The organism is Bacillus cereus, from assembly GCF_002567495.1.
Classification (GTDB): Bacteria; Bacillota; Bacilli; order Bacillales; family Bacillaceae_G; genus Bacillus_A; species Bacillus_A cereus_AQ.
In genome coordinates, this window is record NZ_NVAP01000054.1 from 37950 (window position 1) to 54207 (window position 16258).

Genomic DNA, 16258 nt, shown 5'->3' on the forward strand with positions numbered 1-16258 from the left:
AAGGCATGGAAAATGTTTTGAAAAATGATTGGGGGCCATTATTGGCACCAGAACTTGAGAAAGAGTATTATCGTACTCTATCCAGTTTTTTGACAGAAGAATACAGCACGTATGTTGTTTATCCGAAGGTAGAAGATATTTTTAACGCTCTTCAGTATACAAGTTATGAAAATACAAAGGTTGTTATTTTAGGACAAGATCCATATCATGGACCGAATCAAGCGCATGGTTTAAGTTTTTCTGTACAACCTGGTGTCAAAACACCACCATCGTTGTTAAATATGTATAAAGAACTTCGAGATGAATATGGGTATGAAATCCCGAATAACGGTTATTTAGTAAAGTGGGCAGAGCAAGGAGTTTTATTATTAAATACTGTATTAACGGTTCGTCAAGGCGAAGCAAATTCTCATAAAGGAAAAGGATGGGAGCATTTCACAGATCGCGTAATTGAGCTATTAAATGAACGTGAAAAACCCGTTGTTTTCATATTGTGGGGACGCCATGCACAGGCGAAGAAGAAATTAATTACGAATACGAAGCACCACATTATCGAATCTGTACATCCAAGTCCATTATCAGCAAGAAGAGGTTTCTTTGGTAGTAAGCCGTATTCTAAAGTAAATACGATTTTAGCTAATATGGGTGAAAGAGAAATTGATTGGGAAATCCCAAATTTATAAATAGAAAAGGTAGTTAACAGTCGTTAACTACCTTTTTATTATTGTTGTTCGTTCTTTAATTTTGCATCTAGTACAAACGTACCAAATGGGATAACGGATGAAACGAATGCTCCGAGTGCCCATAAAATTGATTTACGGTGTACGATTGTTACTTGGATTACTGCAAAGATAAATAGAATAAATAGAACACCATGAGCCATGCCTGTAATTTTAACAGCTGTTGCAAATCCTGCGAAATATTTTAATGGCATTGCTACAAATAATAGTAATAGGAAAGAAATACCCTCAACTAGTCCAATTGCTCTTAATCGTCCGATTGGTGTAGATAACATAAAGTAGCCTCCTTTAACGTATGCTTGTATATAGTAAATTTGTATTCTTTTTCAAAATAAAATAGTCTATTTTGTTTCATTATATACAAAAAGAAAGTTTACACTACGAGAATAGTGCAAAGTTCAAAATATAGTCACAAAAGCATGAGAATTTAAATAAAAACCTATTTGAAGTGTTTGACTTCAAATAGGTTTTGTGAATGAAAATATTAAACAAGTACATCCGTTTTTAAAACGAATTTCTCTACAACTTTTGCAACGCCATCGTTCATATTTGTATCTGTTACGTAGTTTGCAATCTCTTTAATATCATCAGGTGCATTGCCCATTGCAACGCCAAGACCAGCAAATTCAATCATTGCTTGGTCGTTATAGCTATCGCCCATTGCGATAACTTCTTCACGCTTAATGCCAAGCTTTTGGATTAGTTTGTTTAAGCTCGTTCCTTTTGTAACACCGGCTTCAGTAAATTCTAAGAAGAATGGTTTCGAACGCATCACGCTTAATTGGCCTTCTAGTTGTTTTTGTAGTTTCTTTTCAACTTCAACAAGGTGTTCAGCCTCTTTATTCATTAATACTTTTACTACAGGCTCTTTAACTGCGGCTTTAAAGTCATCTACTACAACAATTGGCATACCAGTAATATCGCCCTCAATTTCAGTATAAGGATTATTTTCTTCCGTTACGATATCATCGCCCATATAAGTATGAATCCATACATCTTCAGTTTTACTAATTTCAAATAGGTTGTGAACGATTTCAGGAGATAGCGTGCTACTAAAGATTTCTTCGTTTGTTTTACAGTTAATAATTTTTGCGCCATTAAAAGATAGAATGAAACTGCCGTATTCTTCTAAACGAAGTTCTTTGGCTACATTGCGCATACCAAACGTTGGACGTCCAGAAGCAAGTACAACTTTTACCCCTTGCTCTTGTGCAGTCATTAAAGCTTCTTTTGTGCGAGGTGAAATAGTATGGTCATCACGTAATAAAGTATCATCTAAATCTAAAACAATCATTTTATAAGTCATATAGAAAATTCCCTTCTTTAATTGAAATCAAAATACATGTTAATGAAGATGTTGAGGAATAATAGTAAGACATCAAACTTCTTTAAAAAGAAGTAGATGAATTATTATGAGTGTGTTGCTCATAATATCAGTTAATAATCATTGGGGATGGATAAAACCCCAATGATTAAAGTTTGATTTTATCGTAACAACTCTAAAGGTAGAGTGCAATAATGGAAGTTTTCCAATTTACGATAGTTGTTTTGCTGTGGAACGAGAAAATAGTATTTCTAGCAAGATTGCCATTACAGACCCAAGAACGAGACCGTTACTTAAAAACGATGCTAGAAATGGTGGGAGTGTAGAATATGCTCCTGCTGGAACAAACATAACCCCGACTCCTGTAAAGATCGAAAGACCAGCAACTTTAAATAATCGTTCTTTATCCTGTACAGTTTCGTATTCTCGAAAAGCGAGGCCAATCATGCTTGCGAATACAGGATAAATAGCGGCATAACCAACTGCAACAGGGATTGCTGCAAAGAATGAAGTGATCTTTGGAAATATACTAACGACAATAATAAAGCTTGACCCCAATATAAACGGGAGACGTTTATAAATATTAGTCGTTGCAATAAAACCTGCTGATCCGGAAATAGCGACAGGGCCAATAGCTGAAAATAGGCCGCCTAGCAATTGGTTGATTCCCGTTATAATTCCTGCTTGTTTGAAACGATCTGGTGCAGCATTTTCTTCATATTTAGAGACAACCTTTTGTACAACGCGAATACTTGCTAACATATTTGTTAGAAGTAATAGTGTAACGAAAACTACAGTAATCGCCATGTTCCATTCAACACGAGGCATTCCGAACACAAATAGAGACGGAAGGCGAATTATGTCTGTCACAGGTGTTATTGGATTAGATAATCCGAAGCATGCGAATAATATCCAGCCGCATACGATACTGAAAAGAACGGAATATTGTCCAATAATAGGTAGCTTCATGATGAAAAAGGATAGTAAAATAACAATAAGTGAAAGAATAAATACGTTAGGTTGTACTTCTGTATGTTGTCCATCAAGGCCAAACATTCCTTTTAAGAAGGAGCCACTAAGTTGTGCGACAAGAAGAAATAAATACGTTCCAATGACTGTTGGTGTAAAATAGCGAACTAGTTTATCAATAAGTCCAAAAACGCTAAGAATAATGCAAATAATACCGCTTAATAAGAAAGCATATTGAAGAACTTTAAGTGTCTCATTGCTTGATCCAAATAATACGACACCTAAGCTTGCGTAAAGGGAGAAAATTCCCCACCAAAGGCCTGCAGGACCTTCTTGAATAGGAAGTTTATGCCCAAATATAGCTTGCAGTAGACCAGCAAAGCCAAGAACAAATAATGTTCTTTGTACAAATGCGATAGCTTCAGCACCATCAAGACCATAACTAGTTGCGACACTAATTGGTACAATAAGGCTTCCAGCTAAAATAAATAGTGCCCATTGTAAGGCGGAAAGAAACGTCTTCATTATATCAACCTCTTTCATAGATTCCGTATCTAGTATATACGTATTTTATTTCCACTGGCAAAGATTTGTAGATAGAGAAAAGAGTTGAAACACGATATGAATGCACGTAAGCAATTATGGATAGCAGTTATATGTATGACCTTTGTTGTGATTCTAGGAACAATAGGATTTATGACGATTGAAGAGATTAGTTTGTTTCAAGCATTTTGGATGACGATGATTACGGTATTAACTGTTGGATACGGAGATGCCGTTCCTGTAACACAGGTGGGGAAAGTATTTGCGCTCCTCATTATTCCTGTTGGCGTTGGTATTGTTACATATGCAATTGGAGTAGTGGCAGCTATGATTATTGAAGGGAATTTATTTCATGCAGTGCGGAGGAAGAAGATGGATAAACAAATAGCACAGTTACAAAATCACATTATAGTATGTGGTTGCGGTAGAGTGGGGCTTCAAGTGGTACATGAATTGCAAGAAAAGAAAATTCCATTTGTTGTTGTCGATAAAGATGAAAGCATATTAGAGAAGGAAAAGCTTTTGTATATTCATGGAGATGCAACGGAGGATCAAGTTTTACAGCATGCTGGAATTTCAAAAGCGGCTGGTTTAGTTGCTATCGTAGCAAATGATGCTGAAAATGTATTTATTACATTAACAGCAAGAGGATTAAACGATGCAATTAAAATTGTGGCGAGAGCTGAAAAGCCAGAAACTGAAGAGAAATTAAGGCGTGCGGGTGCAAATAAAGTTATTAATCCATCTAGTATGGCAGGAATTCATATTGCAAAAGGTATTGCGAATCCATTAACAGTTCATTATATTGATACAGTGCTGTATGGGATAGAACAGTCATTTGTCATTGAAGAAATTTTAGTTGGAAAAGATACAATACTAGTTGGTAAATCGTTACTAGAGAGTGATGTGAGGAATCAATTTGATGTAACGATATTAGCGATTTTGAGAAATGGGGATATTATACATAATCCAACGGGGCAGGAAAAACTGCAAGAACATGATATGATAATAGTATTTGGTTCAGTAGAGAAGCTGAGGCAATTTGAGAAAGAACTACAAAGTACGAGGTGATAAGGAATGCAAATATCGAGCGATAAGATTTTAAATAAAATGGCGAATGAAATTGCAAAGGCAAAAAGTAGTGAAGGACAAAAATCAAAAGATCATTTATTAGTTGTGCGTGCTTTATGCGATTTACTATTAGATGAACAGGTTGAATCTTCTACGTATAGGGAGCCGCAAATTCAATCGCAAGTAATTGGATCACAGCCTATAACGACAGTTCAACCAGTTATGCCAGTTTCTGGAGAACCTGTGTATATAAAAGAAGAAGGTGCAAATGGTAATTCTTTATTTGATTTTTAAGGATGAAATCGTTTGGCTTATATGAAAAAATTGCTTATGATAAAAGTAAAAAAGGGGAATTAAGATGAAAATTTTCTTTTTACTAGGTTGTATTGCAGCGGGACTATCTGTTGTGTTAGGAGCCTTTGGAGCACATGGTTTAGAAAATAAAATTTCTGCGAAAATGTTAGAGGTTTGGAAAACAGGCGTTACATATCAAATGTTTCATGCAGGTGGACTATTCGTAGTTGCTTTATTGATGGATAAGGTTCAATCATCACTTTTAACTACTGCTGGTTGGCTTATGGTAGCTGGGATTATTATGTTCTCAGGTAGTTTGTATGCATTAAGTACGACGGGCATTAAGTTTTTTGGTCCAATTACACCTCTTGGTGGTGTAGCATTTATTGTGGCGTGGATTCTAGTAGGGACTGCAGTTGTAAAAGGATTATAAAAAAACAAAAGCTGGCATTTGCCAGCTTTTTTTTATGGTCTTGGAGTATAAGTTGCTTGTTGACTAGGTAAATACGCAATTTCTTCTGGGAATTCTACGTAATCTAAGTAGATCATTAGTAGTAAATAGCGTTTTCCTGATTGTGGTTCACTAATAACAATATGGTCACGGCCAGCTGCTTCAATAATACCTGTATAAGACTGTGTACCAAGGGAACTGCCACGTTCATAAGTCATTACAATCGTAGCTTGCTTACCTTTGTTTAAACGAAGGATATTTTCAATATATGATTGCTCTAGAGGTAACATGCCTTGAGAAATTGCATATTGAGCTTGCGCAGCTTGAGCTGTTTGTTGTTGCATCGCTTGCTGCTGTTGTTGAGTCATTTGTTGCGGTTGTACATAAGTTCCAGATGGTTGATAAAAACCTGTTCCATAGTACGGATTTTGTTGCTGTGCCATTCAAAAATCCCTCCTCATTTTTATTCCTTAATATACGCTAGGACAGTCTCCAGCAGATGGCTGGAAGAAGCAGTGCTTTTTAAAGCGACCAGAGTTTTGTTGGTTATACCAAGTTGGTGGACATGCACCTTCGGGTCTAAAGAACCATAAGGCAAAGTTGGCAGGCCAAAAACGTTGCCCTTGAATGGTCCGTCTCGCCAGAGCAATATCTTGTTCGCGTGCCCGTTGATAAAAATATCCTTTTTGCGTTGCTTCAAAACCGCCGGGGTTTTGATAAACCATTTGACGTAAATTACGAACACTTTTAAAGTCTAAACAATTTCCACGGACACGATTTACCCCAACGTTTCCGACCATTAACATTCCTTGTTGCCCTTCTCCCTCGGCTTCAGCACGCATCAGTCTAGCCAACAACTTTACATCTTCCTCGTTATAAGCAATAACACCCATTATGTGTCACCTCTCTTTTTGTAATACCTGTTGGAAAGAGGTTTATCCCGCATCAATGGGCAGTAAGACTCCCACCTTAAAATTTGGCTGGAGCAAAGAAGGTGGGTGGGAGATCAAACTGCCCCTAAACGCCCGATTGGTGAAGGCTAATAATTAGTGGGGGATGAACAAAACCTCCACTGATTAAAGTTTCACTTTATCTCTAGATGAAGTGTGGAACAATTACTAGTTCATACGTATGAGGAAAAGGACTCAGATATGACAACCAAACGAAGTTTTACATTGAGAGAGGAAAATAAAAAAAGCTAGCGTGAGCTAGCTTTTCATCATTAAAATACTTTAGACCATAAGTTTGAGAAGAAATCTCCAATAGAGCGCATTGTTAACACAAACCAATTTGCTTTTTCAATTTCTTCTGTCGTTTTTGCAGTAACTTTCATACTTTTATTACCGTCTAAGAAACCATATTTATCAGTTGATTCTAAAGTAATTGAGCCTACTTTGGTATCTTTCTTAATAGGAGCAACTAAATGTCCATCTTCAGCGAGAGATTTATCTATTTCAGTCCCGATTTTATAAGGATCTTTGCTACCTTTTTTTGCAATTACTGTTATTTCTTTTTCTGGTGTAACAGTTACTTGATCTTCTTTCCCTTTTACTACAGGGATTGTGTTATTTTTATTAATTTTTAGTTTTTGTTTTTCAAAGTTATTAAACCCGTATTCGATTAATTCACGAGATTCTGTAAAGCGTTCATCCATTGATTTTGTTTTAATAATAACCGAAATAAGACGTACATCACCACGTTTAGCAGTAATAGTAAATCCATATCCAGCGGTATCAGAACTACCAGTTTTTAAACCATCTGTTCCATCATAAGAGAAGGCTGCGCCTGGTAACATCCAGTTCCAGTTTTCCATACGAATTGGTTTTGGATGATTGTCTGGGAAGTTTCTAAATCTTTGTTTTGTATCCTCTAGCATTTCTGGATACTTTGTAATAATTGTTTTTGCAAGAATACCCATATCGCGAGCTGACATGGAGTTTTCTCCAGTCGGATCAGTTCCTTCAGGATGTTTTCCTTTTAAATCAGCATTGTTTAACCCGGTAGAGTTTACAAATTTATATTTCTTTAACCCTAGTTTTTTTGCATGTTCATTTGCAAGATTTAAGAAGTTTTTCTCACTTCCTGCAAGAAGTTCTGCTAAAGCAATACTAGATCCATTTGCAGAGAATATAACAATAGAATGATATAATTCTATTACAGTATATTGACGTCCTTTTTCGAACGGTACATTAGAGAATTCATTATTACGAGAGACTTCATAAGCGTAATCAGAAATATTTACTTTCGTATCCCAAGTGATTTTTCCTTCTTTAATTGCTTCTAAAACAGCGTAAACAACAATTAATTTTGACATACTAGCAATAGCTAGTAATTCATCTGGATTTTGCTCGTGTAGTATTTTTCCTGTATCTGCATCAAATAGAAGTGCAGCAGCTGCCTCAATATGTATTTTTTCTTCCGCATGGGATGTTGTTACTTCTAAGGAAGGAATTGACAATACAAGCAATAGTAAAATAGACAAGATTTTTTTCATATAGATTATCACCTTCGCATCGTTATTTAGCATATAGCTCGTATCATTTTAGCATATCTTTACATATAAAAAGGTTACAATTTTACAAGAAATTTGAAAATAATTTGTCGGTTTTTGTTCAAAATTGCAGAAATAAGGAGATTTTGAGGTTAAGTATAGAGAAGAATAAAAAAAGGAACGAATTTCGTTCCTTTTCACCATTTATATGTGTAAAAATTTCTCTACTTTTTCGTCTGGTAAAATGTTTCCAACGAAGAATGTTCCAAATTCACCATAACGAGCACTTACTTCATCGAAGCGCATTTCATATATAAGCTTTTTAAATTGAAGAACATCGTCAGCGAATAATGTTACGCCCCACTCGAAATCATCGAATCCAACAGATCCTGAAATCACTTGGCGTACTTTACCTGCGTATTGGCGACCAATTTTACTATGACTGTACATCATTTTTTTACGCTCTTCCATAGGAAGCATGTACCAGTTGTCATTACCTTGGCGACGCTTATCCATTGGATAGAAGCAAATATGATTTGCTTTCGGCAATTCAGGATATAAGCGAGCTAAAATTTGTGGGTTTTGGTATGGATCCTCATCAGCTGGAAGATAGTTGCTTAATTCAACAACAGATACGTAAGAATATGCAGGAACCATATATTCAGCTAAAGTTGTTTTATTCAATTCTGTCTCAATTTCATTTAACTCTTCCATTGTTGGACGTAAAATCATAAGCATAATATCAGCTTTTTGGCCAACAACTGTATACATTGCGTGACTGCCTTTTTTTGTAGCAGCTACTTCGTTCCATTTTTCAACGACATTTAAAAATTCAGACACTGCTTGTCCGCGTTCGTCGCTAGATAATGTTTTCCATGCAGCCCAATCAATAGAACGTAAATCATGTAAACAATACCAGCCATCTAACGTTGTTGTTGCTTCACTCATTCTATTCACCTCAGTTAATGATAGTTTTACACGTTAACTATAGCATATATAGTTTTAAAATCATCTATATAAAACTTCAGCGCATAAAATTGTCACATTTATATGGAATGGTAAAGAGACAGAGCCTTCTAAATAAGATGGATTTTATGGCTGAATTTTATGAAAATATAATCATTTTTATTTTATCTATTTTTTGGGAGCTATAAGTTTAAAATATAGAAGAAAAGCAGTATTCTTAAAGATAGAGTTTTTTTAACATATGTAGGAGGGTTTATTCGTGAGCAACTTATTTACAACAGTAAAAGAAAAAGTTCAAGGAAAAGGCATTTCTATCGTACTTCCTGAAGGAACTGATGAAAGAATTTTAGGCGCTGCAGAGCGTTTAGCAAAAGAAGAGTTAGTAAAACCAATCTTAGTTGGTAATAAAGAAGAAATTAGCGCAAAAGCTGCTAGCATGAATTTAACATTAGCAGGCGTTGATATTTATGACCCAGCTACATACGAAGAAATGGATGCAATGGTAGCATCTTTCGTTGAACGCCGTAAAGGTAAAGCAACAGAAGAAGACGCTCGCAAAATCCTTAAAGACGAAAACTATTTCGGTACAATGCTTGTATACATGGGCAAAGCACACGGTTTAGTAAGTGGTGCAGCTCACTCTACAGCTGATACAGTTCGTCCAGCACTTCAAATTATTAAAACAAAACCAGGCGTTACAAAAACTTCTGGCGTATTCATCATGGTACGTGAAGAAGAGAAGTATGTATTCGCTGATTGCGCAATTAACATTGCACCAAACAGCCAAGATTTAGCTGAAATCGGTATTGAAAGTGCGAAAACTGCTGAGTTATTCGGCATTGATCCACGCGTTGCTATGTTAAGCTTCTCTACAAAAGGTTCTGCGAAATCTCCAGAAACAGAAAAAGTTGTAGAAGCAACTCGCATTGCAAAAGAAATGGCTCCTGAGTTAACTTTAGATGGAGAATTCCAATTCGATGCTGCATTCGTACCATCTGTAGCTGAGAAAAAAGCTCCAGGTTCTACAATTAAAGGTGATGCTAACGTATTCGTATTCCCAAGCTTAGAAGCTGGTAATATCGGCTACAAAATCGCTCAACGCTTAGGTAACTTCGAAGCAGTAGGACCAATCTTACAAGGTTTAAATATGCCTGTAAATGACCTATCTCGCGGATGTAACGAAGAAGAAGTGTACAAGTTAGCTTTAATTACAGCAGCTCAAGCACTTTAATTCTAGAATGAATGAGTATAAAAAATGACCACCCTCAGGGTGGTCATTTTTTATTTTTCTAAGCCAAGTGCTTTATTATTACGATCAATAATACGTTGTAAATTCGTCTCATATAAAGGAATCTCATTTATTGTTAATTGAGATGGTGTTAACTCTGGAGCGAATTGCTGCAACGTTTTTAAAAGGCGCATCATTAAATCTTGGACTGTAATGGTTTCGCCAAGTAATTCTGATAGTGATGCCATCGTACTTGGTACAATTTCAGGGTACGTAAAGCGTGTTTCTTCCCCTTGAATTGCTAGGTTGTAGAAATCACGAACGAGTGCGGCACGCTCAGAGCCACTTTCGGTAGCACAGAGATAAATTTGGACAGCGACACCGCCGCGAATACGGCGTTGTGAAATACCAGCGAATTTTTGATCGCGAATACTTAAGTCATAACTACCAGGACAGTAAGAGCCAACAATTTCTTTTGCCTCGATCGTAACGTCGTAATCTTTTAACATCTCCTGAATTAAATGCCACATCGTATCGTATCCAAGATCAATATCGATACCTTTTTCTGTTTCTTGGAATAAAAGTGATACGTTCAAAACACCTTCATCAAGAACGACTGCAAGCCCGCCAGAATTACGAACGATAACATTGAAGTTGTTTTCCTTTAAAAAGGAAATACCTTCTTCTAGATGTGGAAGGCGTGAATCTTGAATACCAAGAACAATTGTATTGTGATGAACCCAAGAGCGCATTGTTGCAGCTGATTCACCCTTTCCAATGCTTGTGCATAATGTGTCATCCATTGCAAATGACTGAAGTGCATGGAATGTCGGTCCCAAACTAGATTGATCTACAATACGCCACTCTGGCTGAGATAAAATGGAACGGGAATTGCTCATATAACTAACCCCTTATCTATAAAGTGAAACTTTAATCAGTGGAGGGGTGTTCATTCCCCGCTGATTATTAGCCCGCAAATAGCGGGCTAAAATGACAATCTCTATTATAGCAAAAAATATAAAAAGTAGTTTTAGGAAGAAATCTTACTAAATTGTAATGTTGTTGTAAGGAAAGTGAATTGGTCAAACTAGCTGCGGTGGTTAAACTAAGAGATGTAATTATGATTTTAGGAGGCAATACAAATGAAAAAAGTTAAATTAGGAATTGTAGCGGTTATGTCAGCTGCTGTATTTAGTGGCTGTTCTATTATGGATATGATTGCACCACAAGCAAATGGTATTGTGATGTACGGAGATGAAACTGGTGTTCAAAAAACAATGGATCAATATAAAGATAAAATTGAATCACAAAATAAATTTGAAGCAAAACTAGGTACAGTCAATGAGAAAAAGGTTTTAATTATGAATAAAACAACAGCTGAAAAGATGGTAAAAGAAAAAATGCTGAAAAAGGTAGTGAAAGAAGATGTAGAACCGATTAAAGCATTACCGTCTATTTCTGATGAAGCTGGAATCGTATTTGCTAAAGAAGAAAAAGATGTAGAAATTGATGGAAAGAAAATGAAGTATGAAGGTAATGTAGTAATTGGTGATGCACGTAAGTACACAGATATGTATGTAGTTGTTAGTGATACAGAATATGCAAAGATAAATCAACCAGTAAAAACAATTGGATTAGCAGCCTTTAAAGAAAATCCAAAGAAAGAAATTTTCCCAGATATAAAGAAAGACTCTAAAGTAGAAGAAGCACATATGGTTGAAGTGAAATAATAAAAAGGATGCATGCAATGCATCCTTTTTATTCTGCAATTTTTTCTAAATTACCGTTTCGATCCATTCGGAAAGATGTTTGAGAACGTTCTTCGTCATCCATGACTGCCAATTTACGAGCTCGGTTCATAATGTTCATAAGTGTTTCGTAATCTTCTTGTACAGTATGAGATTGTTTTTCTAACTTTTCTAGTTTCTTTTCTAGTTCTTCATTTCGAAGGATTTGTACTTTAATTTCTTGTTTTAATCTCGTATTCTCGTTTTCAAGAGCTGTTACTTTTATATTTGAAGACCCGACTGTTTGTAGAAAATAAATAACATCTTGCATTGTTATAGAGGTTCTTGAAACAGGAACAGTAGGTTCTTGATATGGAATAGCTTCTTTGTATTGTACAGTTGTTTCCTCCTGTACTAGTTCTTCATAATCGGTTATAGCTCCTGAAGCTGGTGGTGTATAAAGTAAACGTTTTTTCGCTTGTTCACCGCTTGAGGCACGCATTTTATCTTTACGATGTTTTTTTGCTAGTTGAAGAGCTTGTTCATAGCTATAGCGAACAACAGCATTCCAGCGGAAACCACAAGCAGCGGATGTGCGATTTAACTGATCACCTACTTCTTCAAATGCGTTTAATTGCGTACTTCCTTCTCGAACATGACGAAGTACCGTTTCAGCAAGTAATAAATCATCCTCATCCGTCCAAGCATCTTGTCTTACTTTCATAGATTCAACTCCCTTTCTTTTTATGAACTTCCTATTTTTATAATGGGCAAAAAGATGAACTTTTATACAAAGCTTTTAAAAATATGGTAGATTTCGATGAAAGGCAAAAATTTTCCCATGAATGGTGAGAACTTCTGTAGGAGAGCATATAAATATGTAAGTATTATGTAGAGAATAAGCTTTATAGGGAAACTTGCAACGAGCTTCAAAGAGCGGTAAAATACCATTTAGTGTTTATTTTTAAATGTACTTGAGAAAAGTTTGAAATAGAGGAAGTGTTTTATAATGGGAAACGAATTTCGTGTGTGCGATGATTGTCAGGCAACGAACGTTAAAACGTTGATTCCGAAGTTAAAAAAAGTAGATTCATGTGCAACAATTGAAGTTGCATGCCAGTCTTACTGTGGCCCTGGTCGTAAAAAATCATTCGCATTTGTAAATAATCGTCCAGTTGCGGCTCCAACAGAAGATGAATTAATTGTAAAAATTGAAGCAAAATTAAAGAAGTAAGAAAAAGAAGAGTGAACAGATTACTCTTCTTTTTTTATGCCCATAAGAGGTGGGATCTATTCTAAGAAAGCGCAAGTGTATGGACAGCACCTATTTATTAAAATTTCAATCTATATAAATTTGTATTTCAAAATAATGGTTGACAGCCTTTTGAAGCGGTAGGTAGAATAGAAAGTGTCTGATTCTGAGAATCATTATCAGGAAAAGGTCAATTCACCTAATTTTTTTTATTACTATTTGAGAATAAATTTCATTTTATTAAATATATGTTGTTGGTTAGGATGGTTGAGGGATGGAAGCGAGCGCAAGGAGTATAGAACAGCAAGAAGAGAATGTTAAAGAGATTAAGAGTAGACCGCTCATCGCTTCTATTATTTTAGTAGCGGGTACAGTTTTGTTGGCTTTAAGCATGGCAGTTTCTATTTCTTTTGGGGCAGCCGATATTAGTTTAAAGACGGTATGGCAAGCTGTATTTCAGTTTGACGGGTCGTTAACGCATCATAACGTAATTCAAGAACTTCGCATGCCTAGAGCAATAGGGGGCGTAGTTGCAGGTGCCTTTTTAGCGGTATCAGGAGCAATTATGCAAGGTATGACGCGAAATCCACTTGCTTCACCATCGTTAATGGGGATTACAGATGGTGCAGTATTTGGAATTGCAATTATGTATGCATTCTTCCCCAATTCCCCTTATTTAATGTTTGTTATCGCATCTTTTATTGGAGCGGCTTTTGGTGCGAGCATTGTATATGGAATTGGGTCTTCTTCACCAGGTGGATTAACACCTGTGAAATTAGCTTTAGCAGGTGCAGCCATTAGTGCTTTATTAGGGGCTATTTCATCTGGAATTGCATTGTATTTCAATCTTGCCCAAGAGGTGAGTATGTGGAATGCGGGCGGAGTTGCTGGAGTGAAATGGCAAAGTATTAATATGTTAGTGCCAATTGGCCTTGTTTGTCTCTTTATCGCAATTATGATGTCGAGGTATATTACAATTTTGAGCTTTGGTGAAGAAATTGCGATTGGACTTGGTCAAAATACGACATTAATTAAGTTTATCGGAACAGTACTTGTTCTTGTGTTAACGGGTTCTGCAGTTTCCATGGCAGGATCAGTTGGATTTGTTGGTCTTGTAATCCCGCATATGACTCGTTTCCTTGTGGGCTCGGACTATAGATGGGTTATTCCATGTTCTGCGGTCTTAGGTGGGTTGTTAATTGAATGTGCAGATATGTTATCTCGCGTCATTAACCCGCCGTTTGAAACGCCAATTGGAGCAATTACAGCGCTAATTGGGGTTCCATTCTTCCTCTACTTAGCACGTAATGAAGGGAGAGGAAAAATGTGAGGACGAGTGTCTTAACAAAAAAGAACATTTCTATATTAAGCATTTTAGTCGGACTAATCGTTTCTATATTTCTTATTAGTTTAAATACAGGGACTTTTAAAATCCCGCCAATGGACGTATTAAAGTCATTGGTTGGACTAGGGGCTGAAGATCAGTCTGTTATTTTATTTGAATTCCGTATGCCGCGTATGGTGATTGCTATACTAGTCGGATCTGCTTTAGCTATGTCAGGTGCGATTTTGCAAGGTTTATCACGAAATCCGCTTGCTGATCCAGGGATTATAGGTATTAATGCTGGAGCGGGGTTAACAGTTGTTATATTCGTCTACTTCTTCTTCGGGAAAGTAGGAACTGGTACATTTTTATCTGTATTTATTCTTCCATTCTTCGCACTAGTTGGAGCGATATTAGCAGCGATAATTATTTATTTACTAGCATGGAAAGATGGCGTTTCATCGACTCGATTAATACTTGTTGGTATTGCCGTTGCAGCTGGATTTGGAGCTGTTAGTTTAATTTTCTCTATGAAGATGACATCTAACGATTTTCGTTTTGCTACGATTTGGCTGGCGGGAAGTTTGTGGGGCACAGATTGGAAATTCGTATTAAGTGTACTTCCATGGATGGTTATTTTCTTGCCACTAGCTATTAGTAAAGCGCACATATTAAATGTTATGAACCTAGGCGACTCTACAGCTGTTGGTCTTGGTTTAAATGTAGAAAAGGAAAGACGTAAATTATTATTTATTGCAGTTTGTTTAGCGGGTGCATCTGTTGCTGTTGCTGGCGGAATTGGTTTTATCGGTTTAATGGCCCCGCATTTAGCAAGGCGCCTTGTTGGTGGTAAGCATCAAATTATGCTGCCTACAGCTGCGCTAATAGGAACGTTTTTACTTTTATTCGCAGACGTAATTTCAAGAAGTGTGCTAACAACTTCAGAAATACCAGTCGGTCTTGTTATTTCTGTAATTGGTGCACCGTATTTCATTTATTTACTTATGAGGACAAAATAAAGGGAGGCTTTTCGTATGGCAACTTTAGCGGTTGATGCGGTATCTGTTGGCTATAATGAAGGTTTAATTATTGATGGATTAACAGTTGAAATTCCGGAAGGGAAAATTACAACAATTATTGGACCAAATGGTTGTGGGAAGTCCACATTATTAAAAACGGCGTCTCGTATTTTGAAGGCAAAACAAGGTACTGTTTATCTTGACGGAAAAGCAATTGAGAAACAGCCAACGAAAGAAATTGCAAAGAAAATGGCGATTTTACCACAAACTGCAGAAGTGCCCACGGGCCTTACTGTATTTGAGCTTGTGTCATACGGAAGATTCCCTCATCAAAAAGGGTTCGGCACGTTGAGAGAAGAGGATTATCGCTACATTAACTGGGCACTTGAAGTGACAGGAATGAAAGAATTTGCGAATCGTCCAGCAGAAGCGCTATCAGGTGGTCAACGTCAACGTGTATGGATTGCAATGGCTCTTGCGCAAGGAACAGAATTACTTGTATTAGATGAACCGACAACGTACTTAGATATGGCTCATCAATTAGAAGTATTAAACTTATTGAAAAAATTAAATGAAGAAGAAGGTAGAACGATCGTTATGGTTATCCATGACTTAAACCACGCTTCTCGTTTCTCAGATCATATGATTGCATTAAAAGCAGGTAAGTTAATGAAACAAGGAACGCCAGATGAAGTTATGACAAGTGAAACACTTCGTAACGTATTTGAGATTGAAGCTCAAATCGTTCCGTGTCCAGTAAACTATAAGCCAATTTGTTTAACATATGATTTAGCGATGATTAGTAATCAATTGCGTAAAAAAGCATAAGTAGAACCCCCTCGTGAAGAGGGGGACTTCT

The 16258-nt window shown here is 36.5% G+C and carries 19 protein-coding genes; 10 read left to right on the forward strand and 9 right to left on the reverse strand.

What is annotated here, in order from left to right:
• Positions 1–5 precede the first annotated feature (5 nt).
• Complete coding sequence (locus tag COK05_RS25680) at positions 6–683, forward strand: uracil-DNA glycosylase (protein ID WP_098614806.1); 678 nt, start codon at positions 6–8, stop codon at positions 681–683.
• 38 nt (positions 684–721) lie between these two features.
• Here the strand turns inward: COK05_RS25680 and COK05_RS25685 are convergent, their stop codons facing one another.
• From COK05_RS25685 to COK05_RS25695, 3 genes are all read right to left on the reverse strand, one after another.
• Complete coding sequence (locus tag COK05_RS25685; RefSeq protein WP_000953396.1) at positions 722–1015, reverse strand: DUF3817 domain-containing protein; 294 nt, start codon at positions 1013–1015, stop codon at positions 722–724.
• A gap of 209 nt (positions 1016–1224) precedes the next feature.
• Entirely contained in the window at positions 1225–2046 is an 822-nt protein-coding gene (locus COK05_RS25690) for a Cof-type HAD-IIB family hydrolase (RefSeq protein WP_098614807.1), read from the reverse strand.
• A 228-nt stretch (positions 2047–2274) separates the two neighbouring features.
• On the reverse strand, positions 2275–3558 hold the full coding sequence (locus COK05_RS25695; RefSeq protein WP_141539257.1) for a purine/pyrimidine permease: 1284 nt from the start codon (positions 3556–3558) through the stop codon (positions 2275–2277).
• A gap of 96 nt (positions 3559–3654) precedes the next feature.
• On the opposite strand from COK05_RS25695, the gene COK05_RS25700 reads away from it, so the two are divergent.
• The 3 genes from COK05_RS25700 (at position 3655) to COK05_RS25710 (ending at position 5374) form a co-directional block, all read left to right on the forward strand.
• Complete coding sequence (locus COK05_RS25700) at positions 3655–4647, forward strand: potassium channel family protein (protein WP_141539261.1); 993 nt, start codon at positions 3655–3657, stop codon at positions 4645–4647.
• A gap of 6 nt (positions 4648–4653) precedes the next feature.
• A complete protein-coding gene (locus COK05_RS25705) occupies positions 4654–4941 on the forward strand; it encodes a YwdI family protein (RefSeq protein WP_002123688.1) in 288 nt (95 codons plus the stop codon).
• Between the two features lie 64 nt (positions 4942–5005).
• Complete coding sequence (locus COK05_RS25710) at positions 5006–5374, forward strand: DUF423 domain-containing protein (protein WP_000688325.1); 369 nt, start codon at positions 5006–5008, stop codon at positions 5372–5374.
• 32 nt (positions 5375–5406) lie between these two features.
• Here the strand turns inward: COK05_RS25710 and gerQ are convergent, their stop codons facing one another.
• The 4 genes from gerQ to hemQ all read right to left on the reverse strand — a co-directional run bounded on the left by gerQ (position 5407) and on the right by hemQ (position 8831).
• Positions 5407–5835 carry a spore coat protein GerQ gene (gerQ, locus tag COK05_RS25715; RefSeq protein WP_098614810.1) on the reverse strand — a complete coding sequence of 143 codons (429 nt, stop codon included), beginning with the start codon at positions 5833–5835 and terminating at the stop codon, positions 5407–5409.
• Positions 5836–5862: 27 nt separating this feature from the next.
• Positions 5863–6285, reverse strand: coding sequence for a cell wall hydrolase CwlJ (cwlJ, locus tag COK05_RS25720; RefSeq protein ID WP_098614811.1), 423 nt, complete (start codon positions 6283–6285; stop codon positions 5863–5865).
• A 329-nt stretch (positions 6286–6614) separates the two neighbouring features.
• Complete coding sequence (locus COK05_RS25725; RefSeq protein WP_098614812.1) at positions 6615–7886, reverse strand: serine hydrolase; 1272 nt, start codon at positions 7884–7886, stop codon at positions 6615–6617.
• Between the two features lie 201 nt (positions 7887–8087).
• On the reverse strand, positions 8088–8831 hold the full coding sequence (gene hemQ, locus COK05_RS25730; RefSeq protein WP_098614813.1) for a hydrogen peroxide-dependent heme synthase: 744 nt from the start codon (positions 8829–8831) through the stop codon (positions 8088–8090).
• Positions 8832–9108: 277 nt separating this feature from the next.
• Here hemQ and pta point away from each other — a divergent pair, with 277 nt between their 5' ends.
• Complete coding sequence (gene pta, locus COK05_RS25735; RefSeq protein WP_000067215.1) at positions 9109–10080, forward strand: phosphate acetyltransferase; 972 nt, start codon at positions 9109–9111, stop codon at positions 10078–10080.
• Positions 10081–10130: 50 nt separating this feature from the next.
• Here pta and COK05_RS25740 read toward each other — a convergent pair whose 3' ends face one another.
• The gene (locus COK05_RS25740; RefSeq protein WP_098614814.1) at positions 10131–10976 is read right to left on the reverse strand and encodes a lipoate--protein ligase family protein; all 846 of its coding nucleotides are present in this window, start codon (positions 10974–10976) and stop codon (positions 10131–10133) included.
• Between the two features lie 243 nt (positions 10977–11219).
• Between COK05_RS25740 and COK05_RS25745 the strand changes: the two genes are divergently transcribed.
• Complete coding sequence (locus tag COK05_RS25745; RefSeq protein ID WP_098614815.1) at positions 11220–11807, forward strand: lipoprotein BA_5634 family protein; 588 nt, start codon at positions 11220–11222, stop codon at positions 11805–11807.
• 28 nt (positions 11808–11835) lie between these two features.
• Here the strand turns inward: COK05_RS25745 and COK05_RS25750 are convergent, their stop codons facing one another.
• Positions 11836–12528 carry an RsfA family transcriptional regulator gene (locus tag COK05_RS25750; protein WP_098614816.1) on the reverse strand — a complete coding sequence of 231 codons (693 nt, stop codon included), beginning with the start codon at positions 12526–12528 and terminating at the stop codon, positions 11836–11838.
• Positions 12529–12813: 285 nt separating this feature from the next.
• Here COK05_RS25750 and COK05_RS25755 point away from each other — a divergent pair, with 285 nt between their 5' ends.
• The 4 genes from COK05_RS25755 (at position 12814) to COK05_RS25770 (ending at position 16227) form a co-directional block, all read left to right on the forward strand.
• Positions 12814–13038, forward strand: a complete 225-nt coding sequence (locus COK05_RS25755) for a DUF1450 domain-containing protein (protein WP_000526074.1) — start codon at positions 12814–12816, stop codon at positions 13036–13038.
• 292 nt (positions 13039–13330) lie between these two features.
• Complete coding sequence (locus COK05_RS25760) at positions 13331–14386, forward strand: FecCD family ABC transporter permease (RefSeq protein ID WP_098614817.1); 1056 nt, start codon at positions 13331–13333, stop codon at positions 14384–14386.
• Entirely contained in the window at positions 14383–15399 is a 1017-nt protein-coding gene (locus COK05_RS25765) for a FecCD family ABC transporter permease (RefSeq protein ID WP_098614818.1), read from the forward strand. Before COK05_RS25760 ends, COK05_RS25765 begins: the two co-directional genes overlap by 4 nt.
• A 15-nt stretch (positions 15400–15414) precedes the next feature.
• Positions 15415–16227 carry an ABC transporter ATP-binding protein gene (locus COK05_RS25770; RefSeq protein ID WP_098614819.1) on the forward strand — a complete coding sequence of 271 codons (813 nt, stop codon included), beginning with the start codon at positions 15415–15417 and terminating at the stop codon, positions 16225–16227.
• Positions 16228–16258 lie beyond the last annotated feature (31 nt).

Excerpts from the sequence above, each read along its gene's own strand:
- COK05_RS25745 (WP_098614815.1), top strand. The coding sequence starts at position 11,220 with ATGAAAAAAGTTAAATTAGGAATTGTAGCGGTTATGTCAGCTGCTGTA.
- COK05_RS25690 (WP_098614807.1), bottom strand. The coding sequence starts at position 2,046 with ATGACTTATAAAATGATTGTTTTAGATTTAGATGATACTTTATTACGT.
- COK05_RS25700 (WP_141539261.1), top strand. The coding sequence starts at position 3,655 with ATGAATGCACGTAAGCAATTATGGATAGCAGTTATATGTATGACCTTT.
- COK05_RS25750 (WP_098614816.1), bottom strand. The coding sequence starts at position 12,528 with ATGAAAGTAAGACAAGATGCTTGGACGGATGAGGATGATTTATTACTT.
- COK05_RS25680 (WP_098614806.1), top strand. The coding sequence starts at position 6 with ATGGAAAATGTTTTGAAAAATGATTGGGGGCCATTATTGGCACCAGAA.
- COK05_RS25770 (WP_098614819.1), top strand. The coding sequence starts at position 15,415 with ATGGCAACTTTAGCGGTTGATGCGGTATCTGTTGGCTATAATGAAGGT.
- hemQ (WP_098614813.1), bottom strand. The coding sequence starts at position 8,831 with ATGAGTGAAGCAACAACAACGTTAGATGGCTGGTATTGTTTACATGAT.
- COK05_RS25725 (WP_098614812.1), bottom strand. The coding sequence starts at position 7,886 with ATGAAAAAAATCTTGTCTATTTTACTATTGCTTGTATTGTCAATTCCT.
- gerQ (WP_098614810.1), bottom strand. The coding sequence starts at position 5,835 with ATGGCACAGCAACAAAATCCGTACTATGGAACAGGTTTTTATCAACCA.
- COK05_RS25740 (WP_098614814.1), bottom strand. The coding sequence starts at position 10,976 with ATGAGCAATTCCCGTTCCATTTTATCTCAGCCAGAGTGGCGTATTGTA.
- COK05_RS25695 (WP_141539257.1), bottom strand. The coding sequence starts at position 3,558 with ATGAAGACGTTTCTTTCCGCCTTACAATGGGCACTATTTATTTTAGCT.
- COK05_RS25755 (WP_000526074.1), top strand. The coding sequence starts at position 12,814 with ATGGGAAACGAATTTCGTGTGTGCGATGATTGTCAGGCAACGAACGTT.
- cwlJ (WP_098614811.1), bottom strand. The coding sequence starts at position 6,285 with ATGGGTGTTATTGCTTATAACGAGGAAGATGTAAAGTTGTTGGCTAGA.
- COK05_RS25760 (WP_098614817.1), top strand. The coding sequence starts at position 13,331 with ATGGAAGCGAGCGCAAGGAGTATAGAACAGCAAGAAGAGAATGTTAAA.
- COK05_RS25710 (WP_000688325.1), top strand. The coding sequence starts at position 5,006 with ATGAAAATTTTCTTTTTACTAGGTTGTATTGCAGCGGGACTATCTGTT.
- COK05_RS25705 (WP_002123688.1), top strand. The coding sequence starts at position 4,654 with ATGCAAATATCGAGCGATAAGATTTTAAATAAAATGGCGAATGAAATT.
- COK05_RS25685 (WP_000953396.1), bottom strand. The coding sequence starts at position 1,015 with ATGTTATCTACACCAATCGGACGATTAAGAGCAATTGGACTAGTTGAG.